20 protein-coding genes and 1 pseudogene are annotated in these 24,059 nt (G+C 70.4%); 13 read left to right on the top strand and 8 right to left on the bottom strand.

Annotated elements, in window-relative coordinates; all coding sequences use genetic code 11:
* Positions 1–9 precede the first annotated feature (9 nt).
* Positions 10–672 (bottom strand): dienelactone hydrolase family protein, encoded by a 663-nt coding sequence (locus H9658_RS06230; protein WP_179563818.1) that lies wholly within the window; start codon positions 670–672, stop codon positions 10–12.
* Positions 673–865: 193 nt separating this feature from the next.
* Between H9658_RS06230 and rimO the strand changes: the two genes are divergently transcribed.
* A complete protein-coding gene (rimO, locus tag H9658_RS06225; RefSeq protein WP_191824734.1) occupies positions 866–2,263 on the top strand; it encodes a 30S ribosomal protein S12 methylthiotransferase RimO in 1,398 nt (465 codons plus the stop codon).
* 49 nt (positions 2,264–2,312) lie between these two features.
* Here rimO and greB read toward each other — a convergent pair whose 3' ends face one another.
* Positions 2,313–2,819, bottom strand: coding sequence for a transcription elongation factor GreB (gene greB / locus H9658_RS06220; protein WP_145700821.1), 507 nt, complete (start codon positions 2,817–2,819; stop codon positions 2,313–2,315).
* A 110-nt stretch (positions 2,820–2,929) separates the two neighbouring features.
* Here greB and H9658_RS06215 point away from each other — a divergent pair, with 110 nt between their 5' ends.
* Complete coding sequence (locus tag H9658_RS06215) at positions 2,930–4,384, top strand: rhomboid family intramembrane serine protease (RefSeq protein ID WP_191824733.1); 1,455 nt, start codon at positions 2,930–2,932, stop codon at positions 4,382–4,384.
* 42 nt (positions 4,385–4,426) lie between these two features.
* Here H9658_RS06215 and H9658_RS06210 read toward each other — a convergent pair whose 3' ends face one another.
* A complete protein-coding gene (locus tag H9658_RS06210) occupies positions 4,427–5,707 on the bottom strand; it encodes a hypothetical protein (protein ID WP_191824732.1) in 1,281 nt (426 codons plus the stop codon).
* Between the two features lie 361 nt (positions 5,708–6,068).
* Here H9658_RS06210 and nudK point away from each other — a divergent pair, with 361 nt between their 5' ends.
* Positions 6,069–6,668 (top strand): GDP-mannose pyrophosphatase NudK, encoded by a 600-nt coding sequence (gene nudK / locus H9658_RS06205; protein WP_191824731.1) that lies wholly within the window; start codon positions 6,069–6,071, stop codon positions 6,666–6,668.
* A 148-nt stretch (positions 6,669–6,816) separates the two neighbouring features.
* Here the strand turns inward: nudK and H9658_RS06200 are convergent, their stop codons facing one another.
* Both H9658_RS06200 and H9658_RS06195 read right to left on the bottom strand, forming a co-directional pair.
* Positions 6,817–7,335 (bottom strand): hypothetical protein, encoded by a 519-nt coding sequence (locus H9658_RS06200; protein ID WP_191824730.1) that lies wholly within the window; start codon positions 7,333–7,335, stop codon positions 6,817–6,819.
* 30 nt (positions 7,336–7,365) lie between these two features.
* Complete coding sequence (locus H9658_RS06195; RefSeq protein ID WP_191824729.1) at positions 7,366–8,871, bottom strand: helicase HerA-like domain-containing protein; 1,506 nt, start codon at positions 8,869–8,871, stop codon at positions 7,366–7,368.
* A gap of 197 nt (positions 8,872–9,068) precedes the next feature.
* Between H9658_RS06195 and H9658_RS06190 the strand changes: the two genes are divergently transcribed.
* Entirely contained in the window at positions 9,069–10,667 is a 1,599-nt protein-coding gene (locus H9658_RS06190) for a transglycosylase SLT domain-containing protein (RefSeq protein ID WP_191824728.1), read from the top strand.
* 526 nt (positions 10,668–11,193) lie between these two features.
* Here the strand turns inward: H9658_RS06190 and H9658_RS06185 are convergent.
* From H9658_RS06185 to H9658_RS06175, 3 genes and pseudogenes are all read right to left on the bottom strand, one after another.
* Positions 11,194–11,310: pseudogene (locus H9658_RS06185) on the bottom strand (archaetidylserine decarboxylase); the annotation flags it as partial.
* 59 nt (positions 11,311–11,369) lie between these two features.
* Positions 11,370–12,218 (bottom strand): archaetidylserine decarboxylase, encoded by an 849-nt coding sequence (gene asd / locus H9658_RS06180; protein ID WP_191824727.1) that lies wholly within the window; start codon positions 12,216–12,218, stop codon positions 11,370–11,372.
* Positions 12,215–12,862, bottom strand: a complete 648-nt coding sequence (locus H9658_RS06175; protein WP_191824726.1) for an SCO family protein — start codon at positions 12,860–12,862, stop codon at positions 12,215–12,217. The genes asd and H9658_RS06175 overlap by 4 nt, the downstream gene beginning before the upstream one ends.
* A 79-nt stretch (positions 12,863–12,941) precedes the next feature.
* On the opposite strand from H9658_RS06175, the gene prmB reads away from it, so the two are divergent.
* From prmB to H9658_RS06130, 9 genes are all read left to right on the top strand, one after another.
* A complete protein-coding gene (gene prmB / locus H9658_RS06170; RefSeq protein WP_179563827.1) occupies positions 12,942–13,868 on the top strand; it encodes a 50S ribosomal protein L3 N(5)-glutamine methyltransferase in 927 nt (308 codons plus the stop codon).
* 10 nt (positions 13,869–13,878) lie between these two features.
* Positions 13,879–14,982: a chorismate synthase gene (gene aroC / locus H9658_RS06165; protein WP_191824725.1), complete on the top strand. Its 1,104-nt coding sequence runs from the start codon at positions 13,879–13,881 to the stop codon at positions 14,980–14,982.
* The gene (locus H9658_RS06160; RefSeq protein ID WP_191824724.1) at positions 14,975–16,015 is read left to right on the top strand and encodes a 2-hydroxyacid dehydrogenase; all 1,041 of its coding nucleotides are present in this window, start codon (positions 14,975–14,977) and stop codon (positions 16,013–16,015) included. Before aroC ends, H9658_RS06160 begins: the two co-directional genes overlap by 8 nt.
* A 100-nt stretch (positions 16,016–16,115) precedes the next feature.
* Positions 16,116–17,141, top strand: a complete 1,026-nt coding sequence (locus H9658_RS06155; RefSeq protein WP_179563830.1) for an aspartate-semialdehyde dehydrogenase — start codon at positions 16,116–16,118, stop codon at positions 17,139–17,141.
* Positions 17,142–17,564: 423 nt separating this feature from the next.
* Positions 17,565–19,568 carry a FimV/HubP family polar landmark protein gene (locus H9658_RS06150; RefSeq protein ID WP_191824723.1) on the top strand — a complete coding sequence of 668 codons (2,004 nt, stop codon included), beginning with the start codon at positions 17,565–17,567 and terminating at the stop codon, positions 19,566–19,568.
* Positions 19,569–19,639: 71 nt separating this feature from the next.
* On the top strand, positions 19,640–20,413 hold the full coding sequence (truA, locus tag H9658_RS06145) for a tRNA pseudouridine(38-40) synthase TruA (RefSeq protein WP_191824722.1): 774 nt from the start codon (positions 19,640–19,642) through the stop codon (positions 20,411–20,413).
* Positions 20,410–21,072, top strand: coding sequence for a phosphoribosylanthranilate isomerase (locus H9658_RS06140; RefSeq protein ID WP_179563833.1), 663 nt, complete (start codon positions 20,410–20,412; stop codon positions 21,070–21,072). The genes truA and H9658_RS06140 overlap by 4 nt, the downstream gene beginning before the upstream one ends.
* A 277-nt stretch (positions 21,073–21,349) precedes the next feature.
* Positions 21,350–22,039: an OB-fold-containig protein gene (locus H9658_RS06135; protein ID WP_191824721.1), complete on the top strand. Its 690-nt coding sequence runs from the start codon at positions 21,350–21,352 to the stop codon at positions 22,037–22,039.
* Positions 22,036–24,012 carry a flotillin family protein gene (locus tag H9658_RS06130; protein WP_191824720.1) on the top strand — a complete coding sequence of 659 codons (1,977 nt, stop codon included), beginning with the start codon at positions 22,036–22,038 and terminating at the stop codon, positions 24,010–24,012. Before H9658_RS06135 ends, H9658_RS06130 begins: the two co-directional genes overlap by 4 nt.
* Positions 24,013–24,059: the final 47 nt, after the last annotated feature.

Genomic DNA, 24,059 nt, shown 5'->3' with positions numbered 1-24,059 from the left:
GGGCGCGGCTCAGCGCAGGTGTTCGGCGAGGAACGCGAGGCTGCGTTGGCGCGCGCTTTCGGAGCTGTCGGCTTCGTAGTGGTTCGGGTCGACATGGCGGTCGAAGCCGTGCCCGGCCGGATACACGTAGGTCTGCATCTGCGGCAATTTCTCGCGATGCTGCTGCACCGAGTCCGGCGGAATGCTGCTGTCCTGCGCGCCGAAGTGGAACAGCACCGGCGCCTTCGGCGTCTCGTCGAGGAACTGGGTGTTGCGCCCGCCGTAGTAGCTCACCGACGGCAGGCCCAGCCGCAGCGCGGCCAGCAGCGCGACGCTGCCGCCCCAGCAGTAGCCGACAGTGCCGACCTTGCCGGCCGGCGTCAGCGCCTGCGCCGCGGCCTGCACGATGTCCAGCGCCTTGTCGAAGCCGAGCGCGCCGACCAGTTCCAGGCCCTTTTGCACGCCGTCCTGGTCGTAGTTCAGCTGCATGTCCTTCTCCACCGGATCGAACAGGCCCGGCGCCAGCACTTCGTAGCCTTGCGCGGCGTAATAGTCGGCGACCTCGCGGATGTAGGCGGTGACGCCGAAGATCTCCTGGATCAGCACCAGGCCGCCGCGCGGAGCGCCTTCCGGCACGGCGTGCCAGGCGGAGACCTGGCCGTGCGGGGTATCGAGGGTAGTCCAGTGGCCCATGGTGCGTTCCTGTGGCGGAGAGAGAGGCGAGGATTATCCATGCCGGCGGCTAGGCGGCTGTCAACGCGATTGGGATGGGGTGTGCCATGCGCGGCGGCTTGCGTGCCCGTCGCGCAATCCGGCCGCGTGGCGGCTCCTGCCCGGTATAATCCGCGCGGTTTTTCTCCCAGGCCCCTTGGACCCAGGCCCTCCAATGTCCCTCGCGAACCCCAAAGTCGGCTTCGTCAGCCTCGGCTGCCCGAAGGCGCTGGTCGACTCCGAACGCATCCTCACCCAACTGCGCGTGGAGGGTTACGCGATCGTGCCCAGCTACGATGCGGCCGACGTGGTGGTGGTCAATACCTGCGGCTTCATCGACTCGGCGGTGGCCGAATCGATGGAGGCGATCGGCGAGGCCATGGCCGAGAACGGCAAGGTCATCGTCACCGGTTGCCTGGGCAAGCGCTCGGAGCAGATCCGCGCGGCCTACCCGGACGTGCTGGCGGTGTCCGGTCCCCAGGACTACCAGAGCGTGATGGAAGCGGTGCATGCGGCGTTGCCGCCGCGCCACGACCCGTTCGTGGACCTGCTGCCGCGCGGGCGCCACGGCGTGCGCGACGAGGACGGCGTCGGGGTCAAGCTGACCCCGCGCCACTACGCGTACCTGAAGATCTCCGAGGGCTGCAATCACCGCTGCAGTTTCTGCATCATTCCCTCGATGCGCGGCGACCTGGATTCGCGCCCGGTCGACGAGGTGCTGCGCGAGGCCGAGCGGCTGGTCAAGGGCGGGGTGCGCGAGCTGCTGGTGGTGTCGCAGGACACCTCGGCCTACGGCGTGGACCTGAAATACGCCGAGCGCGAATGGCGCGGCCGCCGCTACCAGACGCGGATGAAGGCGCTATGCGAGGGGTTGTCGGAACTGGGCGTGTGGACGCGGCTGCACTACGTGTATCCGTACCCGCACGTGGACGAGGTGATCCCGCTGATGGCCGAGGGCAAGCTGCTGCCGTACCTGGACATCCCGTTCCAGCATGCCAGCCCGCGCATCCTGCGGCTGATGAAGCGGCCGGGCGCGGTCGAGCGGACCCTGGAGCGGGTGCAGCGCTGGCGCGCGCTGTGTCCGGACATCACCTTGCGCTCGACCTTCATCGTCGGCTTCCCAGGCGAGACCGAGGCCGAGTTCGAGCAATTGCTGGAGTTTCTCGACGCCGCCCAGCTCGACCGCGTCGGCGCGTTCGCCTATTCGCCGGTCGAGGGCGCCAGCGCCAACGCGCTGCCCGATCCGGTACCGGAAGAGGTCAAGCAGGAGCGGCTGGCGCGCTTCATGGCCCGCCAGGCCGGCATCTCCGCGGCGCGCCTGGAAGCCAAGATCGGCAGCGTGCAGCAGTGCCTGGTCGATCTGCTCGAGGACGGCATCGCGGTGGCGCGCTCGAAGGCCGATGCGCCGGAAATCGACGGCCTGGTGCACATCCAGAACGGCGCCGAGCGCGGCCTGCAGCCGGGCGATCTGGTCGACGTGGAGATCACCGACAGCGACGAGCACGACCTGTTCGGCGAGGCGTTGCCGGCTGGCACTGCGCAGCCGCGCGCGTTGGACCTGCGGGTGCTGTGAGCGAGGCCGCCGGCCGTGCCGGCGCGCCCCGGTGAGGACGGCGCGGCGCTCAGCGCGCGGCGTAGTCCACCGACACCACCACGAAGCTGTGGCGGCCGCCAGGCAGCTGCGCCTCGATCTCGTCGTCGATGCGCTTCTTCAGCAGCGCCCGCGCCAGCGGCGAGTCGATGCTGATCCAGCCGCGGCCGGCATCGGTCTCGTCCGGGCCAACGATGCGGTAGCGCAGCAGCTCGCCGCTGTCGGCGTCCTCCAGTTCGACCACGGCGCCGAAGAACACCGCCTGCGGATCGGACGGCGCGGTGTCCACCACGCGCAGCGCTTCCAGGCGCTTGCTCAGGTAGCGCACGCGGCGGTCGATCTCGCCCAGCTGCTTCTTGCGGTAGGTGTACTCGGCGTTCTCCGAGCGGTCGCCCTCGGCCGCGGCCGCGGCCAGCGCCTTGACCACCTCCGGTCGGCGCACCCGCCACAGTTCTTCCAGCTCGGCCTTGAGCCGGGCGTGGCCTTCGGCGGTGATCAGGGCGGTGCTCTTTTCGGCAGGGGGGCGCCAGCGGCTCATCGGGGTCGGGACTGCGGTGGAGCGGGGCACGATGCTAGCCCGTACGTGCGCCTTGCGCACGCGCGGGCGATGGCCGAAGCTGGCGCGGCCATCCACACGGACGTTGTTCGATGCTGATCCTGCCGTTGCACAAGCCGCTGTCGCGGGAGAATTTTCCGCTGGTCACGCTGCTGCTGGTGCTGCTCAACGCGGCGATCTACTTCGGCTGGCAGCGCCAGGACACCGTGCCGCTGCAGCAGGCGCAACGCTATTACCTCGATTCCGGGCTCGGCGCCCACGAAGCGCCGGCCTATGCGCGCTACCTGCAGCGCAGCGGAAGCAAGGAAGCGCTGGCCGAGTTCGAGCGCATGCCGCCGACGGAGCAGGCGCAGTTCGTCGGCGCCGCGACGGTCAGCGACGTACGCTTCGTACAGGCGTTGCGCAGCGGCGCGGCGTTCGAGGATGCGGCGGCGTGGCAGGCGTGGACGCCGTTGCGCGCCCGCTACGACGCGTTGCTGGATCGCGTGTTCACCTTGCGCCATCTCCAGCGAAGCTCCGAATGGTCGCCGGCGCGGATGCTGTCCGCGGCGTTCCTGCATGCCGACGCGTTGCACCTGTTCGGCAACATGCTGTTCCTGGTCGTGCTCGGCACCTTGCTGGAAGGGGCGATCGGGCGCTGGCGGTTCCTGCTGGTCTACCTGCTCGGCGCGTTCGGGTCCAGCGCGGTCAGCCTGTGGTGGCGTTGGGGCGAGGCCGGTGGCGGGCTGGGCGCGTCCGGTGCCATCGCCGCGCTGATGGGCGCGTTCTGCGTGGTCTGGGGGCGGCGGCCGGTGCGCTTCTTCTACTGGTTCGCGGTGGTGTTCGACTACGTGCGCGGGCCGGCGATCGCGTTGCTGCCGCTGTGGCTTGGCTGGGAGCTGTACAACCTGCTGGCCAACGGCGATGCCGGGATCGGCTTCGATGCGCATGCCGGCGGCCTGGTCGTCGGCGCGCTGCTCGGCGCGGCGCTGGTGGCGATGCGGCAGACCCGCGAGGCGTTCATGCGCGACGCCGCCGTGGCCGCCGTGGACGACCGCTGGGAGCGCGCGCAACGGCATCTTGGGCGGCTGGAGAACCGCGAGGCCGCGTTCCTGCTCGACGAACTCGCCGCCGAGCAGCCACGCCGCTTCGACGTGGCGCAGGCGCGCTACCGGGTCGCACGCAATGCCGGCGATGCGCGTGCCGCGCAGGCGCGCGCGATCGAACTGCTGCGCCTGCCGGCGACCACCGCGCAGGAAGCGCAAGCGCAGGCGGCGTTGCTCGGCGACTGCACTGCCGGCGCCATCGCCGTGGATGCGGCGACGCGTGCGCTGCTGTTCGATCGCTGGCTGGCGCTGGGCCGGCTGCACGATGCCGAAGCGCTGCTGGCGCAGGATGCCGCGGCGGTGCCGCGCGCCGAACAGGCGCAGCACTGGTTCCGGCTCGCGCTGGGCCACGGCGAGCGACAGGCCGCTGCCGAATGGCACCGCCTGCTGCTCGCGGTGATCGAGCGCTACCCGGATCTGCCGCAGGCGGACAAGGCGCGGTTCCTGCTCGCCAACGCGTGAGTGCCGTTGGCGGCGGCATAGCCGCCCGGTCGTGCGCCGCTGCTAGGCCGGCGCGATGGTCAGCGCCTTCAGCGCCGCCTGCAGCTTGCCGCGTTGCGCCTCGTCCTCGCAGCGCGCGAGCGCGTCCTGCAGCAGCGCGCGCGCCTGCGCGTCGTCGCCGAAACGCTCGGCCAGCAACAGCGCCGCGCTCAGCGACCAGGCGCCGAATTCCGCCGCCTTGGGCCAGGCGCGCAGCGCGGCGAGCAGGCCGTCGAGCGAGAGCTTGAACTGCCCGGCCAGCTGCGCGCGCTCGGCCAGCAGCGAAGCCTGTTCCGGCAGCAGCGGGACGAAGTCGGGATCGGCGTCGAGGGCCTCGCGCAGCAGCGCCAGTGCGCGCCGCTCCTGCTTTTCCTGCAGCAGGCGATTGATGTACTGGCGGGTGTGGTCGCGGCGCTCGTCGGCGCGCCCGCCGGTGCGCAGCAGGCGCTGGTACAGCTCGTGCACCGCCAGGCTCACCGCGCGCGTGCGCAATTCGCCGCGCAGCAACTGCAGCGCCTCGGGCGCATGCCCGTCGCGCACGAACTGTTCGGCTTCGTCGAGCACGCGCTGGTCCGGATCGTGGAGGCGATACGCATCGTCGTTGCCGGCGGCCGGTTCGTAGCCCAGCACTTCGTGGTACTGGTAGACCAGATAGCCCATCAGGTGGAAGGCGGCGAACAGGCCCCAGATCGTCACCACGCCGATCGCCAGGTCGCTGGCCAGCGGCGGCAGGTAGTGCTGCAGCCATCTGGCCGCGGTCAGCGCGCTGGCCTGGATCACGAACAGCAGGCCGAACGCGGCCAGGTACGGCCAGCCGATGCGCAGCGCCAGGCCGATCGACACGGCCGGATTCAGGGCGCGGCGCAGGCTGCCGTCGATGGCCAGCGAGATCAGGAAGCCGGGCTGCAGCAGCACCACCGCCAGCAGCATCAGCAGGCCGACGACCGGGCCGGCGAGCAGCGCCGCGGCGGCGACCGCCGCGCCGAGCACGATCATCAGCGCCAGCAGCCGCAGCACCACCCCATCGCCGATGTCGAAGCCGCGTTCGGGCGCATCCATGTGTCCGTCGGCGGTATGCCGCAGGATCTCGAAGGCGTATTTGTAGATCGCCAGCGTGGTGGCGATGCCGATGATCCAGCCGATGCCCGGCAGCATTCCCAGCAGGCGGCACAGGGTCAGCGCGATCAGGGCGAACAGCGCGCCGCCGCGCAGCGGATACAGCGCGATGGCGCGGGTGCGCGCCCAGAAAGGTTCGGGTGTGCTGCGGCGCGCGCGGCCTGTGCCGGCGCGATGACGGTCTTCCATGACGCCCCCTGCGTTCAATGTGCGCCGATTGTGCGACGCGCCGGGCGGGCGTGCAATCGGGATGCGCTCGCGCGCTTGGCCCGGGCGAGCCGTGCCGGGCAGGGCGCCTCTAGTCCCTCCGCGCATCGCGCTCGTGGCGCCGATGCTTGCGGTGCGCGCGCAGGCGGGCAGCGCGAGCCGGGCGGGATCGGTTCGCGGCGTGCAAGGTTCACTGGGCCGGGCGTTGCGGCGGGTCCTGGGTGGCGTCGCCGCGACCTGCGGGACGGCGGCTAGAATGGCCGTTCCACGGCGAATGCCGGCATTCCCCGGCGGCAATCCGCTGCGGGCGCCGGCACTGCCAGCTCATCGCATGGAGTGTCGTTTGAACCCATCCGCCACAGGCAATCCGCGTGTGCGTATCGAAAAGGTCGAGGTGCTGTCCGACAACTGGTACGTGCTGCGCAAGGTCACCTTCGATTTCCAGCGCAGCGACGGCAGCTGGCAGACGCTGTCGCGCGAGGCCTACGACCGCGGCAACGGCGCCACCATCCTGCTCTACAGCCGCGCCAGGCAGACGGTGATGCTGACCCGGCAGTTCCGGTTGCCGACGCTGCTCAACGGCAATCCCGACGGCATGCTGATCGAAGCCTGCGCCGGGCTGCTCGACCAGCACGATGCGCAGACCTGCATCCGCAAGGAGACCGAAGAGGAAACCGGCTACCGGATCGAGAACGTGCGCAAGGTATTCGAGGCGTTCATGAGTCCGGGCTCGGTCACCGAAAAACTGTATTTCTTCGTGGGCGAGTATTTCGATCGCGACAAGGTCGGCGCGGGCGGCGGGGTCGCGGCCGAGGGCGAAGAGATCGAGGTGCTGGAACTGCCGCTCGACGCTGCGTTGGCGATGATCGAGACGGGCGAGATCGCCGACGGCAAGACGATCATGCTGTTGCAGTACGCCAAGCTGAAGGGATTGCTGGCATAGCGCAATGCTGTCGGTTTGTCTCTGCGTGTGGCATCGCCTGGATCGAACGTGGCCTGCCGTGCCTGTCGGCGCGCGCTGTACACGCACCTGCGCCGTAGCGTGACCCGCGCCGCGTGGCCCTGGTTTTGGGCGCGCTGCACCGATCGGGTCAGCGCACGCGCCGCAGGCGCTTGTCGGCATGCTCCGGCGGCATGCCGCTATGGCAGTTGAAGCCGTCCTGGGCCAGATCGTAGTCGGCGGCCGCGGCGCGGCGGCCGCGCGTCTGGGCCTCTTCGACACGGAACCCGTAGATGTTGGGGCCCACCTGCGGATCGTCGGGGTCCTCGAAGCCGAGCGTCAGGCAACTGCTGGCCATCTGGTCGATTCCCCACACGCCGGTGATGGTCCTGGGCGCGGCGTGCCGTGCGGCGCCGGCGATGCAGGTGGTCGTCAGCGTATAGCGATGGGCCGTCTCGCTCGCCGCTCCCACCTCAAGCCTGAGATCGGCGCGAACGGTCTCGCAATCCCGCGTATATCCCTGGAGTTTGCCGACGTAGCGGCCGGCCAGCAGTTGCTGCCGTTGCGGCGGCCAGTCGTCGCCCGACGCCGGTTGCGCGGCATCGGCGGCCATTGCGGCTGTGGCCGCCGCCAGGCCGAGCAGCAGGGCGCTCATCGCTTCCTTGTCCATGGTGGAACTCCTTGTGGTTGTCGGCTGCGCTCAGCGCTTGCCGCCGAAGATGCTGCCGAAGATGCCGCGCACGATCTGCTGGCCGATGCGGTTGCCTACGGTGCGCGAGGTCTGCTTGGCCATCGTCTCGAGCATGCCCTGGCGGCGCTTGGTGCCGAACACCGCGTCCTTGACCGCCTGGCCGAAGCCGCTGTCCTGGGCGTCGTCCTGCTCGCGCGTGCGCGCCGCCGGTGCCGCGGTCTTCTCGGCCACCTGCTCGACCCGGCGCGCCAGCATTTCCGCCGCCGAGTCGCGGTTGACCGGGCTGTCGTAGCGGTTGCCGACCACGCTGCCGGCGCGCACCTGCGCGCGCTCGGCGTCGGAGATCGCACCCATCCGGCAGCGCGGCGGCGCGATCAGGGTCTGCTGCACCGGCGACGGCACGCCCTTGTCCTGCAGCGTGGAGACCAGGGCTTCGCCGGTGCCGAGCTGGGAAATGGCCTTGGCCACGTCCAGCTTGGGGTTGGCGACGAAGGTCTCGGCGGCGGTGCGCACCGCCTTCTGGTCGCGCGGGGTGTAGGCGCGCAGCGCGTGCTGCACGCGGTTGCCGAGCTGGCCGAGGATGTTGTCCGGCACGTCGTCGGGGAACTGCGAGCAGAAGTACACGCCTACGCCCTTGGAGCGGATCAGTCGCACCACCTGCTCGATGCGCTGCACCAGCGCCGGCGGTGCGTCGTCGAACAGCAGGTGCGCCTCGTCGAACACGAACACCAGCTTGGGCTTGTCCAGGTCGCCCACCTCCGGCAGCCGCTCGAACAGTTCCGACAGCAGCCACAGCAGGAAGGTCGAGTACAGGCGCGGCTTGAGCACCAGTTGCGCGGCGGCGAGGATGCCGATCACGCCGCGGCCGTCGCTGCCGACCCGCATCAGCTCGGCCAGGTCCAGCGCCGGCTCGCCGAAGAAGCCTTCGCCGCCGTCCTGCGCCAGGCGCAGCAGCGCGCGCTGGATCGCCGCCACCGACGGCGCGCTGACCAGGCCGTACTCGGTGGAGATGTCCTTGCGCTGCTCCACCACCAGCGCCAGCAGCGCGCGCAGGTCGTCCAGGTCGAGCAGCAGCAGGCCGCGGTCGTCGGCCAGCTTGAACACGATGTCGAGCACGCCGGCCTGGGTGTCGTTGAGTTCCAGGATCCGCGCCAGCAGGGTCGGCCCCATCTCGCTGACGGTGGTGCGCACCGGGTGCCCGAGCTGGCCGTACAGGTCCCAGAACACCACCGGGTTGGCGGCCGGCGCGTAGTCGGCCACGCCGATGTCCCTGGCGCGCTGCAGCACTTTCTCGCTGCCGTCGCCGGCCACCGCCAGCCCGGCCACGTCGCCCTTCACGTCGGCCATGAACACCGGCACGCCGATCCGCGAGAAGCCCTCGGCCAGGGTCATCAGGGTCACGGTCTTGCCGGTGCCGGTGGCCCCGGCGACCAGGCCGTGGCGATTGCCCAGGCGCGGCTGCAGCAGCACCGCGATGTCGTCGGTCAGGCCTTTGCCCAGCAGGATCGGGTCCATGAACAGCTCCGCGGTGAGGTGGGCGGATTCTAGGCGTTCGCGCCGGCGCCCGCTCGCCGCGAGGGCGCCGGGGCCGCGCTTCGCCTGGCCTGGGCGATGAACGAATGCCCCGCCGGCGCGGTGCCGGCGCATGCCCGACCTTGCCGCGATGTGACAGCGGCGGCTACCCTGCGGCCTTTCCGTCGTCGCGTCCCATCATGCCCCTTTCGTTCCGTATCACCCATGGATGGCCCGCCGTGGCTGCCTTGGCGCTGGCTTGCGCCGCGCCTTCTGCCCACGCCGAACGCGTCTCCGCGCGCGACAAGGCCGCCATCGCCGTCCTCGACCAGCGCCTGGCGGCGGCCGAGAAGCGCTACAACGACGCGATGGTGCTGGTCGGCAACAGCGACCCCAAGGGCACCCAGGAAAGCGACGCGGCGCTGGAGGACATCGAGGACGTGGTCGATGCCTGCATCAAGCAGCGCGGCTGCCAGGTCGGCACCTACCTGGGCGCGTACAAGCGCCTGCTCAAGGCCAAGGCCGACGCGCAGGGCGCGGCGACCGATGCCGATGCGAGCGACGACGACGCGGTGCCGCTGCAGGCCGATCCCGACCACATCAGTCCGCTGGCCGCCAACGTGCCGGAAGCGGCGCGCGCGGCGAGCCTGCTCAACGACCAGCGCCATGCCTTCGACGCGATGGTCGAATACAACCCGGCGGTGCAGGCCGGCATCCGCCGCTGGCTCACCGACATGCGCCCGTCGCTGATGAACAGCTACGAGAACTACCAGAACCTGCGCGCGATCATGTGGCCGGAATGGGAAAAGCGCGGGCTGCCGGAGGCGCTGCTGTTCGGCATCATCGCCAAGGAATCCAACGGCCGCGTGCACGCCAATTCGCGGGTCGGCGCCGCCGGGCTGATGCAGTTCATGCCGGCCACCGGGCGCCGCTTCGGGCTGGGCCCGGACGGCACCGGCTTCGACACCCGCTACGACGCGCGCAGCGCCGCCGAGGCCAGCGCGGTGTACATCAACGAGCGCATGGCCGAGCTCAACCGCAGCATCGAACTGTCGCTGGCCGGCTACAACGGCGGCGAGGGCCGCGCCGCGCGCGTGTACAACCAGATGCAGGGGCGCAGCTTCTGGGACGCCTCGGTGTACAACCAGTTCCCGGCCGAGACCAAGGACTACGTGCCGATGGTGATCGCCGCGGCGTGGATCTTCCTGCACCCGCAGCAGTACGGGGTGGCGTTCCCGAAGATCAACGCGCAGCCGGCGACGCTGCGCCTGGCCAAGTCCACCACGATCTACGAGCTGACCATCTGCCTGGGCAGCGACGGTACCCGCGACGGCTACATGCGCGCGCTACGCAACCTTAACCCGCGCTACGAACCCGATGGCTGGATCCCGGCCGGAGTCACCATCAACGCCACCACCAAGATCGTCGGCCTGTACAACCGCTACTGCGTCAGCGGTCCGCGTGCCGACCTGGCGCGCGCGCTGATCACCGCCGACGTCAACGCCGCGATCCGCAGCAACACGCCCGTGGTCGCCGATCCCACCGGCAACGTGGCGGTGGGCGACGTGACGCCGGTGGCCGGCGTGCCCACCACCATCGCCACCGGGCGCCCGGCGCCGGTCAAGCCCAAGCCCAAGCAGGTGCGCAGCTACCGCGTGGCCAAGGGCGACACGCTGGGCCGCATCGCCGACCGCTACAGCTGCGATCTCAAGCAGCTGGCCAAGGCCAATGGCCTGCGCGCGCCGGGCTATGCATTGAAGCCGGGGCAATCGCTGAAGATGACCGGCTGCGACAAGTAGGCCTTCGTTCTCCCACCGGGACCAAGACCCCCTTTTCGGGGGAAGGTGGCGCGCAGCGCCGGATGAGGGTGGGGGCGCAATCAATTGCTCGGGAGAGGTTTTCCACCCCTGCTATCAGGAGCGTCGCCCGCCTGGCTGCGGCGCCGTACCCTCATCCGCCCTTCGGGCACCTTCTCCCGATGGGAGAAGGGGGGCGCAACGCGCGGTGATGGTCCAGCCGCGCCTCACATCAAACGCGCAGCCAGGATGTCCCTCTCCCGTCGGGAGAGGGGTAGGGTGAGGGTACGGCAGCACCGGGAATGCAAGGTCGCCAGGGCGCGCTGTCGCCGCCCCGATACCCGCGCGGCGTTGCAGGCAGCGCCTGTGTGCCCAGCGTTCAACCGAGCCGGACCGGCGCTTCCGCTGCCAGCGCCGGATCGAGCGTCGCCATGGCTGGCCGCAGGCACGATCACCGTTGAGCCGTAGTTGTAGCGCGCCGCACCGCAGTGGATGCGGTGCGCCCGGCAGGTTGGCGCGCCGCCGCGCGTCAGCGATCCAGCCGCCCTGCCAGGGCCTGGCCGAGCCGCACCGGCGTTTCCGCCGCCAGCGTCGGATCAAGCTGCGCCACGCCGGGCGGCAGCAGCACTATGACGGTGGAGCCGTAGTAGCAGGCCGCGCCGCAGTGGATGCGGTGCGCCCGGCAGGTTGGCGCGCCGCCGCGCGTCAGCGATCCAACCGCCGTGCCAGGGCCTGGCCGAGCCGCACCGGCGTTTCCGCCGCCAGCGTCGGATCGAGTTGTGCCATGCCGGGCGGCAGCAGCACGATGACGGTGGAGCCGTAGTTGAAGCGCGCCATCTCCGCGAACCGCTCCAGCACGATGCCCTTGCCGCGCCAGTCCTTGCGGGTGATGCGGTCGCCGTAGCGCGGGATCTCCACGCCGCTCCACACCGTCTCCACCCCGCTGACCAGCAGCGCGCCGACCATCACCGAGGCCATCGGGCCGAACTCGGTGTCGAAATGGCAGACCAGCCGCTCGTTGCGCGCGAACAGCCGCGGCACGTCGCGCACCGCGTCCGGGCCGACGCTGAACAGGCGTCCCGGCACGTGCACGGTCTCGCGCAGGGTGCCGGTCCAGGGCATGTGCACGCGGTGGTAGTCGCGCGGCGACAGGTACACGGTGGCGTACAGGCCGTTGGCGAACGGCGCCGCGGCGGCGGCGTCGCCGAGCAGTTCGGCGGCGGTGAACGCCTGGCCCTTGGCCTGGAAGATGCGCCCGTCCTGGATCGGGCCGAGCTGGCTGATGCGGCCGTCGGCCGGCATCAGCAGCGCCTGCTGGTCGGGATCGGCGACGCGCGCGCCGGGCTTCAGCGCGCGGGTGAAGAACGCATTGAAGGTCGGGTAGGCGCGCGGATCGGGTTCGGCGGCCTCGGCCAGGTTCACCCCGAAGCGGCGCACCACGGTGTCGATCAGCCATTGCTTCAGCCCCGGCCGCGACGAATACGCCAGGCGCCGCGCCAGCGAGGACAGCAGCCGGTGCGGCAGCACGTAGGTCAGCGTGGTCAGCAGGCTCATGGCGCGGTCGCCTTGGTCAGCGCCTGCAGGTCGGCGGCGATCGCCGCCGGCTCGAACGGCGGGCGGATCAGTCCGGCCTGGCGGCCCTGCGGGTCGAGCACGGCGATCGCGGCGGAGTGGTCCATGCTGTAGTCGTTGGGGTTTTCCTGGAAATGCTTGCCGGGCACCTTCTGGAACACGAAGCCCAGCGCGGTGGCGAAGCGTTCCAGCTCCGGCACGTCGGCGGTGGCGGCCAGGGTGTCCTTGTGGAAGCCGTGCGCGTAGGCGCCCAGCCGCGCCGGGGTGTCGCGCTCCGGATCGACCGAGACGAACAGCACCCGCGGGCGCAGCGTGTCGGGGATCGATTCCCACTGCTTCTGCGCGCGGGCCAGGTCGGCCAGGGTGGTCGGGCACACGTCCGGGCAGGCGGTGAAGCCCAGGAACACCAGCGTCCAGTGGCCTTTCAGCTCGCCGGGCACCAGCGGCGTGCCGTCGGACTGGCGCAGGTGGAAGTCGGGCAGGGCGCGCGGCTGCGGGTACAGGCGCACGCTGCGGGTCTCGGGCCACGCCGAAGCGCTGCCGCCGAAGTACTTCTGGGCCAGCAGCAGGCCCAGGCCGGCGGCCAGGGCGACCACCAGGACGATGCCGAAGTTGCGGTTGAACATACTGATTTCCCTTGCAACGAACGCTCATGATAGCGGCCGGGCCTCTATAATCGGGGGCCGAATTGCCTTGCCTGTTGCCATGACTGCCGACGCGGCCGCCGAACTCCACACGATCATCGACCTGATCCGCTACGGCACCAGCCGTTTCAATGCCGCCGAACTGAGCTTCGGCCACAGCTACGACAACGCCCTGGACGAAGCCACGCAACTGGTGCTGCACGCCCTGCACCTGCCGCACGACCTGGGCCCGGCCTACGGCGGCGCGCGCGTCACCACGCCGGAAAAGGCGCAGGTGCTGGCGCTGTTCGAGCGCCGCATCGCCGAGCGCATCCCCGCCGCCTACCTGACCGGCGAGGCCTGGTTCGCCGGGCTCAGCTTCAAGAGCGACGCGCGCGCGCTGGTGCCGCGCTCGCCGATCGCCGAGCTGATCGAGGCCGGCTTCGAGCCGTGGCTGGCCGGGCGCGAGGTCAACCGCGCGCTCGACCTGTGCACCGGCTCGGGCTGCATCGCCATCGCGATGGGCCACTACAACCCGAACTGGCAGGTGGACGCGGTCGACATCAGCGACGACGCGCTGGCCCTGGCCGCGGAGAACAAGGCGCGGCTGCTGGCCGACAACGTCGAGCTGGTCAAGTCCGACCTGTTCGCCGGGCTGGGCGGGCGCCGCTACGAACTGATCGTCACCAATCCGCCCTACGTCACCCATGCCGAGACCGACGCGCTGCCGCCCGAATACGCGCACGAGCCGGAACTGGGCCTGCGCGCCGGCGACGACGGCCTGGACCTGGCGCTGAAGATCCTGCGCGACGCGCCGGCGCACCTGAGCGAGGACGGCCTGCTGATCTGCGAAGTCGGCGAATCCGAGCGCGCGCTGGTGCAGCTGCTGCCGGAGGTCGATTTCGCCTGGGTCGAGTTCAAGGTCGGGCAGATGGGCATCTTCGCGGTGGAAGCCAGCGAACTGGTCGCGCACCACGCGCGCATCGCCGACCTGGCCGCGAGCCGGTGAGCCGGCGGCCATGAGCGCGAACAGCTTCGGCACCCTGCTGACCGTCACCACCTTCGGCGAATCGCACGGGCCGGCGATCGGCTGCGTGATCGACGGCTGCCCGCCGGGACTGGAGCTGGACGCGGCCGAGTTCGCCCACGACCTGCAGCGCCGCGCCACCGGCAAGAGCCGCCACACCTCGGCGCGGCGCGAGGCCGACGAAGTGGAGATCCTGTCCGGGGTCTACGAGGGCCGCACCACCGGCACCCCGATCGGCCTGCTGATCCGCAACACCGACCAGCGCAGCAAGGACTACACCGACATCGCCCGCCAGTTCCGTCCGGGCCATGCCGACTACAGCTACTGGCAGAAGTACGGCATCCGCGATCCGCGCGGCGGCGGCCGCTCCTCGGCGCGCGAGACCACGATGCGCGTGGCCGCCGGCGTCGTCGCCAAGAAGTGGCTGGCGCAGCGTTACGGCGTGCGCGTGCGCGGCTACCTGTCGCAGCTCGGGCCGGTCGTGCCGCAGGGCTTCGCCTGGGATGCGGTGGAGGACAACGCGTTCTTCTGGCCGCATGCGGCGCAGGTGCCGGAGCTGGAACGTTACATGGACGCGCTGCGCAAGTCCGGCGATTCGATCGGCGCCAAGGTCACCGTGGTCGCCGACGGCGTGCCGCCGGGCTGGGGCGAGCCGATCTACGGCAAGCTGGACGGCGAACTGGCCGCGGCGCTGATGAGCATCAATGCGGTCAAGGGCGTGGAGATCGGCGACGGCTTCGCCGTGGTGGCGCAGAAGGGCACCGAGCACCGCGACCTGATCGCGCCGGACGGCTTCCAGTCCAACCATGCCGGCGGCGTGCTCGGCGGCATCGCCACCGGCCAGCCGATCGTCGCCTCGCTGGCGTTCAAGCCCACCTCCAGCCTGCGCCTGCCCGGCGCCACGGTGGACGTGGACGGGCAGGCGGTGGATGTCATCACCACCGGCCGCCACGACCCCTGCGTCGGCATCCGCGCCACCCCGATCGCCGAGGCGATGATGGCGCTGGTGCTGATGGACCAGGCGCTGCGCCATCGCGCGCAGTGCGGCGACGTCGGCAGCGTCGCCCCGCGCATCCCCGGCGGTGGCGATGGCTGAGTCGCGGCCACGGGTGTGGGTCAGCCAACCGCTGTTCGACGATGTCGTCGCACGACTCGGCGAACATTGCGCGCTGACCACCACCGCGGACGTGACCAAGTATTCGCAGCAAGACCTGGCCGCGGCGCTGGCGCCGCTGGACGGCGCGCTGGTGACCCTCAACGAGCGTATCGGCGCGGCCGAGATCGCTGCCGCGCCGCGGCTGCGCGCCATCGCCAACGTCGGCGTCGGCTACAACAATCTCGATCTGGACGCGCTCAGCGCGGCCGGCATCGTCGCCAGCAACACGCCGGACGTGCTCACCGAAACCACCGCCGACCTCGGTTTCGCGCTGCTGATGGCAGCCGCGCGGCGCATCGCCGAATCCGAGCGCTGGCTGCGCGAGGGGCAGTGGCAGCAGTGGTCGTTCCAGACCATGCTCGGCGCCGACGTGCACGGCAGCACCCTGGGCATCCTCGGCATGGGCCGCATCGGCCAGGCCATCGCGCGCCGCGCCGCGGGCTTCTCGATGCGCGTGCTGTACCACAACCGCAGCCGCCTGCCGGCCGAGGTGGAGCGTGCGCACGCCGCCGAGTACGTCGGCTTCGACGCACTGCTGGCGCGCGCCGATCACCTGCTGCTGGTGCTGCCGTATTCGACGCAGTCGCACCACATCCTCGATGCCGCCGCGCTGGCGCAGATGAAGCCGGGCGCCACGCTGGTGAACATCGCCCGCGGCGGCCTGGTCGACGAACTGGCGCTGGCCGATGCGCTCGCGCACGGGCGCCTGGCCGCGGCCGGGCTGGACGTGTACGAGGGCGAGCCGGCGGTGCGCCCGGAGCTGCTGGCGCTGCGCAACGTGGTGCTGACCCCGCATATCGGCAGCGCCAGCGCCGCGACCCGCCGCGCGATGGTGGCGCTGGCGGTGGACAACCTGCTGGCCGCGCTGGGCTTCGGTGCCGACGCCGGGCGTCCGCCGAATGCGTTGAACCTGGATGCGATCGCCGCTGGCGCCGGCAATGGCGACGGCAGCATCGCGAGCAAAAAACGATAGGGAACCTCCGGCGACCTGAGCGGCGCGCTCGGGAGGTTCCCCGAATCCAGCTGGCAGTGCGGCTGTTCCCCCTTTCTCCTACCCGATCGAACAATCTCCCATGAGCAACGAATCCCGTCGTTTCAACGTCGCCGTCGTCGGCGCCACCGGCGCTGTCGGCGAAACCATGCTGGCCATCCTCGCCGAGCGCGACTTCCCCATCGCCACGCTGTACCCGCTGGCCTCCGAGCGCTCCGCCGGCGGCCAGATCGAGTTCAAGGGCCAGAAGGTCACCGTGCTCGACCTGGCCACCTTCGATCCGACCGGCGTGGACATCGCGCTGTTCTCCGCCGGTGGCGGCATTTCCAAGGAATACGCACCGAAGTTCGCCGCCGCCGGCGCGGTGGTGATCGACAACTCCTCGTCGTTCCGCTACGACGACGACGTGCCGCTGGTGGTGTCGGAAGTGAACCCGGAGGCGCTGAAGCAGCGCCCGCGCGGCATCATCGCCAACCCCAACTGCTCGACCATGCAGATGCTGGTGGCGCTGGCGCCGTTGCACCGCGAATACAACATCGAGCGCATCAACGTGGCCACCTACCAGTCGGTGTCCGGCGGCGGCCGTTCGGGCATGGAGGAACTGGGCAAGCAGACCGCGCAGTTGCTGGCGTTCCAGGACATCGAGCCGAAGAAGTTCCAGGTGCAGATCGCCTTCAACCTGATCCCGCACATCGACGACTTCCTCGAGAACGGCTTCACCAAGGAAGAGATGAAGCTGGTCTGGGAGACGCGCAAGATCCTCGGCGACGACAACATCCAGGTGAACCCGACCGCGGTGCGCGTGCCGGTGTTCTACGGCCACTCCGAAGCGGTCGCGATCGAGACCACGCGCAAGGTCAGCGCCGAGCAGGCGCGCGCGCTGCTGGCCGCGTCGCCGGGCGTGGAAGTCGTCGACGAGCGCAAGGCCGGCGGCTATCCGACCCCGGTCACCCACGCCTCGGGCAACGACGCGGTCTACGTCGGCCGCATCCGCGAGGACATCTCGCATCCGCGCGGCCTGAACCTGTGGATCGTCTCCGACAACATCCGCAAGGGCGCTGCGCTCAATGCGGTGCAGCTGGCCGAGCTGGTGGCGCAGGAAGGCTGAGCGATATCTCCCCTCTCCCCTCGGGAGAGGGACGGGGGTGAGGGTGCGGCGCGAAGCCCTCGCACTGTTTCGATCCCATGAGGCTTCGCCGTACCCTCATCCGCCCCTTCGGGGCACCTTCTCCCGATGGGAGAAGGGAGGGCTGCCCGAGCGTGCAACACAACAAGCGAAGCCAAGACGCCCCTCGCCCCTCGGGAGAGGGATCGGGGGTGAGGGTACGGGGCGAAGCCCTCGCACTGTTTCGATCCCACGAGGCTTCGCCCGGACCCTCATCCGCCCCTTCGGGGCACCTTCTCCCGATGGGAGAAGGGGGTAGGGCCGCGCGAACCTGTGCAGGCTCCGTCGCACGGCCGCGTAGACGAACGCCACAATGCGAAGGGCAACGGCTATATTGCACGCCATGACACCAAGGGCAGGGGCGTGATGCGCCTACAACCACGCTTCTTCCGCCGCCGCCATGGCGGCGACGGCATTTCCATTGCGTTCGCTCCGAGCCGCGGCTGGCGTGCGGCGTGCGCGCTGCTGTTGCTGGCCTGCAGCCAGGCCGCGCTGGCGCTGGGGCTGGGCGACATCCGCGTCCTGTCCAAACCCGGCCAGCCGTTCCTGGCCGAGATCCCGGTGATCTCCAACGAACCGGGCGAACTGGAAAACGCACGCGTCGCGCTGGCCTCGCCGGCGACCTTCGCCCGGGTCGGGCTGGAGCGCCCGGACGGCCTGGTCGGCAACCTGCAGTTCCGCTTCGCGCAGACCAACCAGGGCCGCGCGGTGATCCGCGTCAGCAGCCAGATGCCGGTGGAGGTGCCGTCGCTGAGCTTCCTGATCGAAGTCGATTGGGGCCAGGGCCGGTTGATCCGCGAATATTCGGCCTTGCTCAACGCGCCCAACACCGCCGCGGCGATCGACGCACCGGCGATCGATGCCCCCGCCGCCGCCGCGCCGTCCGACCGCATCGTCCGCAGCGAGCCGTTGCCGGCGCCGGCAACGGCTCCGGCGCCGGTCGCCCCCACACCGCCGCCCGCGGTGTCGGCCGCACCCGCCGCGCCGGTGCGCAGCGCCCCGGCGCCCACGGCGGCGCCCGGCGATGCGCTGGCGCCGGTGCAGCGCGGGCAGACCCTGTCGCAGATCGCCGGGCAGCTGGCGCGCGGCAGCGGCCATTCGATGGACCAGACCATGGTCGCGCTGCTGCGCGCCAATCCGGATGCGTTCATCCGCGGCAACGTCAACCTGCTCAAGCAGGGCGTGGTGTTGCGCACGCCGCGCCAGGAAGAGCTGGCCAGCATCGATGCCGCTGCGGCCACCGCCATCGTCCGCGAACAGGCCGCGCAATGGCGCCAGGCGCGCGCGCCGGTGCCGCAACCGGCGCAGGCGCAGCAGGCCGCTGCGGTTGCGCCGGCCGCCGCCAAGCCCGCCGCCGCGACCGCGGCGACGTCGGGCGCACGCCTGGAAATCGCGCCGGCGGTGCCGGCGCAGCGCGACAACGCAGGAACCAAGTCCGGCACCGGTGCCGGCGACGAGGGAGACATGGTGGCGACTCAACAATTGCAGCAGGCGCGCGAAGATCTCGCGGCACGCGATGCCGAGGTCCAGGAGCTGCGCTCGCGGGTCGAACAGCTGGAAAAGCTCAAGGCCCAGCAGCAGCAACTGATCGCGCTGAAGGACAGCGACCTGGCCGCAGCGCAGAAGCGCCTGGCGCAATCCGGGCAGACCCAGGCGCAGGCGCAACCGGCGCCGGCCGCGGCCTCCGGCGGCTGGCCGCTGTGGCTGTGGGGCGGATTGGCGCTGCTGGTGCTGGGCGTCGGCGCGCTGCTGCTGTCGCGCCGGCGCAAGCCGTCGCCGTTGCCGCCGCTGCCGCGGCACGGCTACGACGCGGCGGAACTGGCCGCGGCGGTGCCGGTGGTGGCGCATCGCGAGGTGGACGCACCGGATCTGCCGCCGCTGGACGAACACGAGCGCGAAGTGGCCGAGGACGCGGCCGACGAAGACCGGGCCTACCAGGACCACGCATTCGAGCGCGAGCTGGCCGCGCAGGCGCAGCATCACGCCGACGCCGACGCTGTGCCTGCCGCGGAGCATCCGCAGTTCGCGCTACGGCCCGACGCCGAGATCGCGCCGGCGCCGCAGGCGCCGCTCGATGCCGACGAACCATGGCGGCAGCCGCCGGTGCTGGCGCCGACGCCGGTCGCGCCGGTGCTTGCGGAACGCCAGGAGCCGACCTGGCACCAGGGCGATCTGCCTGCCGCCGCCGAGCCGAGCGTCGAACCGGCGCCCGCGTATCCGCCGATCGGCCGCGAGCGCCTGGAACTGGCCGTGGCCTACATGGACCTGGGCGACAACGAAACCGCGCGGACCCTGCTGAGCGAAGTGGCGGCCGGCGGCGATCCGGCGGCGCGTGCCGAAGCCCAGCAGCTGCTGGCCCGCTTGAGCTGATGCGCGCGTGCCGCAGCGCAGCGCCGTGGCCGCTGCAGCCCGCAGTGCGCGTTGTGACGGAGTAGGGCGCGATGCGTTATGCGCTGGGCGTGGAATACGACGGCAGCGAGTTCCAGGGCTGGCAACAGCTGGGCGAATCCGGCGGGCCGAGCGTGCAGGCGACGCTGCAGGCGGCGCTGTCGTCGGTGGCCGATACGCCGGTGAGCGTGGTCTGCGCCGGGCGCACCGATGCCGGCGTGCACGGCGAATGCCAGGTCGTGCATTTCGATTGCGATGCGCCGCGCGCGCCGCGCGGCTGGATGCTCGGCGCCACCGCGCGCTTGCCGCCATCGGTGTGCGTGCGTTGGTGCGTGCCGGCGGCGGATGATTTCCACGCGCGCTTCTCGGCGCGCGCGCGACGCTACCGCTACCGCCTGCTCAACCGCCAGGTACGCCCGGCGCTGTACCGGCAGACGCTGAGCTGGGAGCGGCGGCCGCTGCAGGCCGAGGCGATGCATGCCGCCGCGCAGGCGTTGCTGGGCGAGCAGGATTTCAGCGCGTTCCGCAGCATCCAGTGCCAGGCGCTGCACGCGCGGCGCGAGCTGCAGGCGATCGCAGTGACCCGGATCGGCGAGGTCGTCGAGGTCCAGGTCCAGGCCAATGCATTCCTTCATCACATGGTGCGCAATATCGTAGGCTCCTTAATCATGGTAGGAACAGGCGAGAAGCCGGTTTCCTGGATCGGCGAACTGCTTGCCGGGCGCGACCGCAGCGTCGCCGGCCCGACGGCACCGCCGCAGGGATTGGTCTTCGTCGGTCCTCTCTACCCCGATATCTGGAAGCTACCGGCCGAGGTCACCCTATGAATCGAACCCTGTATCGCACCCGCATCAAGTTCTGCGGCATGACCCGTGCCGGCGACATCCGCCTGGCGGGCGAACTTGGGGTGGATTCGGTGGGATTCGTGTTCGCCCACGGCAGTCCCCGGCGGGTGGCGCCGGCCGAGGCCCGCGCGATGCGCCAGGCCGCCTCGCCGATGGTCGACGTGGTCGCGCTGTTCCGCGACAACCCCAAGGACGAGGTGCGCGAAGTGCTGCGCACGGTGCGCCCGACCCTGCTGCAGTTCCATGGCGACGAGGACGACGGCTTCTGCCGCGGCTTCAACCTGCCGTACCTGAAGGCGGTGCCGATGGGCGGCAGCGACATCAACGCGCGCACCCTGCAGCTGCAGTACCCGAACGCGGCCGGCTTCCTGTTCGACAGCCACGCCCCGGGCGAGAGCGGCGGCTCCGGCAAGACCTTCGACTGGACGCGCCTGCCCACCGGCCTGCACCGGCCGTTCCTGCTCGCCGGCGGCATCACCTCCGACAACGTGTTCGACGCGATCATCGCCACCTTGCCGTGGGGCGTGGACGTGTCCAGCGGCATCGAGAGCCAGCCGGGCATCAAGGACGGGCACAAGATGCGCAAGTTCGTCGAGGAAGTGCGCCGCGCCGATTGCCACGAACTGAACACCAACTGCTAGCGCGGGCGGCGCCGCCACGCTAGGGCGTCCAGGCCGCGTACGCGGCGGTATGGCAAGAAGGTCGGCCGCCGCGCGCGCCGGCCGTTCCGGGCGCGCCACCGCCAGGGCGCCCGCGCGCCGCGCTGGGTGCCGTCACGCCTTTATCGTATGATCCGGACCAGGGGTCGGTCGGCGATGCCGCGCCGCGCGACATGCGCGCTGCCGGCCGATGAGGATGAAGCGACAGCGTACGCGCCCGATGGCGGTGTGCGCCGCTCGCGCAGGGATGGATGAGGGAATGGCCGAGTTCTTGAGCGTCGCACTGGGGTTTCCCACGTTGCCGTACAGCATTTTGCTGGGATTCTCGGCGATCTACTGGCTGCTGGCCGCGACCGGCATGGCCGACCACCACCTCGCCGACGGGCATCTGCATGTGGACGGCGCGCACGGCGCCGAGCACGGCCTGCATGGCATTTCCGGCATCTTCGCGCGGCTCGGCCTGGGCGGCGCGCCGCTGATGCTGGTCGTGGCCCTGCTGGCGTTCTGGGCCTGGACCGGCACCTATTTCGCGCATCTGTTCCTGTTGCAGGCGTTGCCGGACGGGGTGCGCTGGGGCCTGGGCAGCGTGGTCGCGCTGTTGGCGCTGGTGCCGGCGGTGCCGCTGACCTCGTGGATGCTGCGGCCGCTGCGCCGGCTGCTGCTGAAGCTGCGTCCGGTCGCGCAGCAGTCGCTGCTCGGCAAGGTCGGGGTGATCGCCTCGCCGCGCGCCGATGCCGGCAGCGGCTACGCCACTGTCGACGACGGCGGCGCCGGACTGGTGCTGCAGGTGCGCGCGCCGGCCGGCAGCCACTACCTGCGTGGCGAGCGTGTCGTGCTGGTCGACTACGTGCATGCGCACAACCATTACCTGGTGGCCCGCGAGCAGGATCAGCCGGGTTCGCCGTTACCCCATAGCCTGATTGCGGGCGATAAGGAGATCCACCGATGAGTTTTGCGACGATGGCGCCGTTTCTGATCGGCGTCGGCATCCTGCTGGTGCTGCTGCTGGGACTGGCCGGCCTGTTCAAGGCGTTCTACCGCAAGGTGGACCAGGGCGTGGCGTTGATCGTCAACGACATGAGTTCGACGCCGAAGGTGCATTTCACCGGCGCGCTGATCGTGCCGGTGCTGTACCGCGCCGAGCTGATGCGGATCAGCCTGATCACCCTGCAGGTCGATCGCCGCGGCAAGGAAGGCCTGATCTGCCGCGACAACATGCGCGCCGACATCGCCGTCGCGTTCTACCTGCGGGTCAACGAGACCCAGGCCGACGTGCTGCGCGTGGCCAAGGCGATCGGCGCCGACCGCGCCTCGGACAAGCATGCGGTCGACGAACTGTTCAACGCCAAGTTCTCCGAGGCGCTGAAGACGGTCGGCAAGAAGTTCCACTTCACCGAACTGTTCGAGAAGCGCCAGGAATTCCGCGACGAGATCATCGCGGTGATCGGCAACGACCTCAACGGCTACGTGCTCGAGGACGTGGCGATCGACTATCTGGAGCAGACCCCGAAGTCGCTGCTGGATCCGCACAACATCCTCGACGCCGAGGGCATCCGCAAGATCACCGAGCTGACCGCCACCCAGAACGTGGTGACCAACGAGCTGGAGCAGAACGAGAAGCTGGCGATCACCAAGAAGAACGTGGAAGCGCGCGAGGCGCTGCTGGCGCTGGAGCGGCAGCAGGCCGAGGCCGAGGCGCGGCAGAAGCGCGAGGTCGACACGATCCGCGCGCGCGAGCAGGCCGAGACGCTGAAGGTGCAGGAAGAACAGCGCCAGCTGTCGGAGAACGCGCGCATCGAGGCGCAGCAGTTGATCGACATCCGCGAGCAGAACCGCCTGCGCGAGGTCGAGGTCGCCGAGCAGAACCGCCAGCGCGCGGTCGCCATCGAGGTCGAGCGGGTGGCACGCGCGCGCCAGCTGGAGCAGGTCACCACCGATCGCGAGGTGCAGCTGCAGGGCGTGGAGCGCGACAAGGTGGTCGAGAACGGCAAGATGGATGTGGCCAACATCACCCGCGAGCGCATCGCCATCGACAAGACCGTGGCCCAGGAAGAGGAGCGGATCAAGGAAGTGCGCGAAGTGGCCGAGGCCGACCGGCACAAGCAGGTGACGATCCTGGAAGCCGAGGCCAAGGCGCAGGAACAGCTGGTGCGCCAGGTCAAGGAAGCGCAGGCGCGCGAGACCGCGGCCAAGCACCGCGCGGTCGAACTCACCACCCTGGCCCAGGCCGAGCACGAGGCCGCGGGCAAGCAGGCCGAAGCCAAGAAGCTGCTCGCCGACGGCACGCGCGCCGAAAAGGCCGCGCCCGGCCTGGCCGACGCGCAGGTCAAGGAAGCCTCGGCGCTGGCGATCGAGAAGGTGGGTATCGCCGAGGCGCGGGTGATCGAGGCCAAGGCCGACGCCAGCCTCAAGCAGGGCAGCAACGATGCGCGCGTGTTGGCCGAGACGCTGCAGGCCAAGGCGCAGGGCGAGGAGCAGATGGGCAAGGCCAAGGCCAGCGCGGCCGAGTCGATCGGCATGGCCGAGGCGGCGGTGGTGGAGAAGCGCCTGTTCGCCGAAGCCGACGGCTTGACCCGCAAGTTCGAGGCGATCGGCGCGCTCAGTGACACCGCGCGCGGCCACGAAGAGTTCCGCATGATGCTCGACAACAGCCTCAAGCAGGCGCTGGCCTCGATCGAAGCCGGCAAGGAAGTGTCCAAGGAAAACGCCGAGGTCATCGCCAGTGCGCTGCGCAATGCCGATATCGACCTGGTCGGCGGCGACGGCGGCATGTTCGAGAACCTGATCAAGGCGGTCTCGCTCGGCAAGTCGATCGAAGGCCTGGCCGACAAGAGCCCGATCGTGCAGGACCTGATGCAGCGCTACCTGGGCGTGGAGCGCCACAAGCCGGTGGCCGCCGATGCTGCCGGCGCGCAGCCGTGATCCTGGACCTGGGCTGATCCGCGCGCGCGGATCGGCCCGCTGGCGGC

The organism is Xanthomonas bonasiae, from assembly GCF_014836395.1.
Taxonomy (GTDB): domain Bacteria; phylum Pseudomonadota; class Gammaproteobacteria; order Xanthomonadales; family Xanthomonadaceae; genus Xanthomonas_A; species Xanthomonas_A bonasiae.
The sequence above is the reverse complement of the archived record's forward strand: the minus strand, read 5'-3'. Positions and strand labels throughout refer to the sequence as shown.

Coding starts and splice junctions, on each gene's coding strand:
- H9658_RS06200 (WP_191824730.1), bottom strand. CDS start 7,335: ATGGACAAGGAAGCGATGAGCGCCCTGCTGCTCGGCCTGGCGGCGGCC.
- H9658_RS06155 (WP_179563830.1), top strand. CDS start 16,116: ATGAGCAACGAATCCCGTCGTTTCAACGTCGCCGTCGTCGGCGCCACC.
- H9658_RS06230 (WP_179563818.1), bottom strand. CDS start 672: ATGGGCCACTGGACTACCCTCGATACCCCGCACGGCCAGGTCTCCGCC.
- truA (WP_191824722.1), top strand. CDS start 19,640: ATGCGTTATGCGCTGGGCGTGGAATACGACGGCAGCGAGTTCCAGGGC.
- H9658_RS06130 (WP_191824720.1), top strand. CDS start 22,036: ATGAGTTTTGCGACGATGGCGCCGTTTCTGATCGGCGTCGGCATCCTG.
- H9658_RS06140 (WP_179563833.1), top strand. CDS start 20,410: ATGAATCGAACCCTGTATCGCACCCGCATCAAGTTCTGCGGCATGACC.
- H9658_RS06150 (WP_191824723.1), top strand. CDS start 17,565: ATGCGCCTACAACCACGCTTCTTCCGCCGCCGCCATGGCGGCGACGGC.
- aroC (WP_191824725.1), top strand. CDS start 13,879: ATGAGCGCGAACAGCTTCGGCACCCTGCTGACCGTCACCACCTTCGGC.
- H9658_RS06215 (WP_191824733.1), top strand. CDS start 2,930: ATGCTGATCCTGCCGTTGCACAAGCCGCTGTCGCGGGAGAATTTTCCG.
- H9658_RS06135 (WP_191824721.1), top strand. CDS start 21,350: ATGGCCGAGTTCTTGAGCGTCGCACTGGGGTTTCCCACGTTGCCGTAC.
- H9658_RS06210 (WP_191824732.1), bottom strand. CDS start 5,707: ATGGAAGACCGTCATCGCGCCGGCACAGGCCGCGCGCGCCGCAGCACA.
- rimO (WP_191824734.1), top strand. CDS start 866: ATGTCCCTCGCGAACCCCAAAGTCGGCTTCGTCAGCCTCGGCTGCCCG.
- greB (WP_145700821.1), bottom strand. CDS start 2,819: ATGAGCCGCTGGCGCCCCCCTGCCGAAAAGAGCACCGCCCTGATCACC.
- H9658_RS06195 (WP_191824729.1), bottom strand. CDS start 8,871: ATGGACCCGATCCTGCTGGGCAAAGGCCTGACCGACGACATCGCGGTG.
- H9658_RS06160 (WP_191824724.1), top strand. CDS start 14,975: ATGGCTGAGTCGCGGCCACGGGTGTGGGTCAGCCAACCGCTGTTCGAC.
- H9658_RS06175 (WP_191824726.1), bottom strand. CDS start 12,862: ATGTTCAACCGCAACTTCGGCATCGTCCTGGTGGTCGCCCTGGCCGCC.
- prmB (WP_179563827.1), top strand. CDS start 12,942: ATGACTGCCGACGCGGCCGCCGAACTCCACACGATCATCGACCTGATC.
- H9658_RS06190 (WP_191824728.1), top strand. CDS start 9,069: ATGCCCCTTTCGTTCCGTATCACCCATGGATGGCCCGCCGTGGCTGCC.
- asd (WP_191824727.1), bottom strand. CDS start 12,218: ATGAGCCTGCTGACCACGCTGACCTACGTGCTGCCGCACCGGCTGCTG.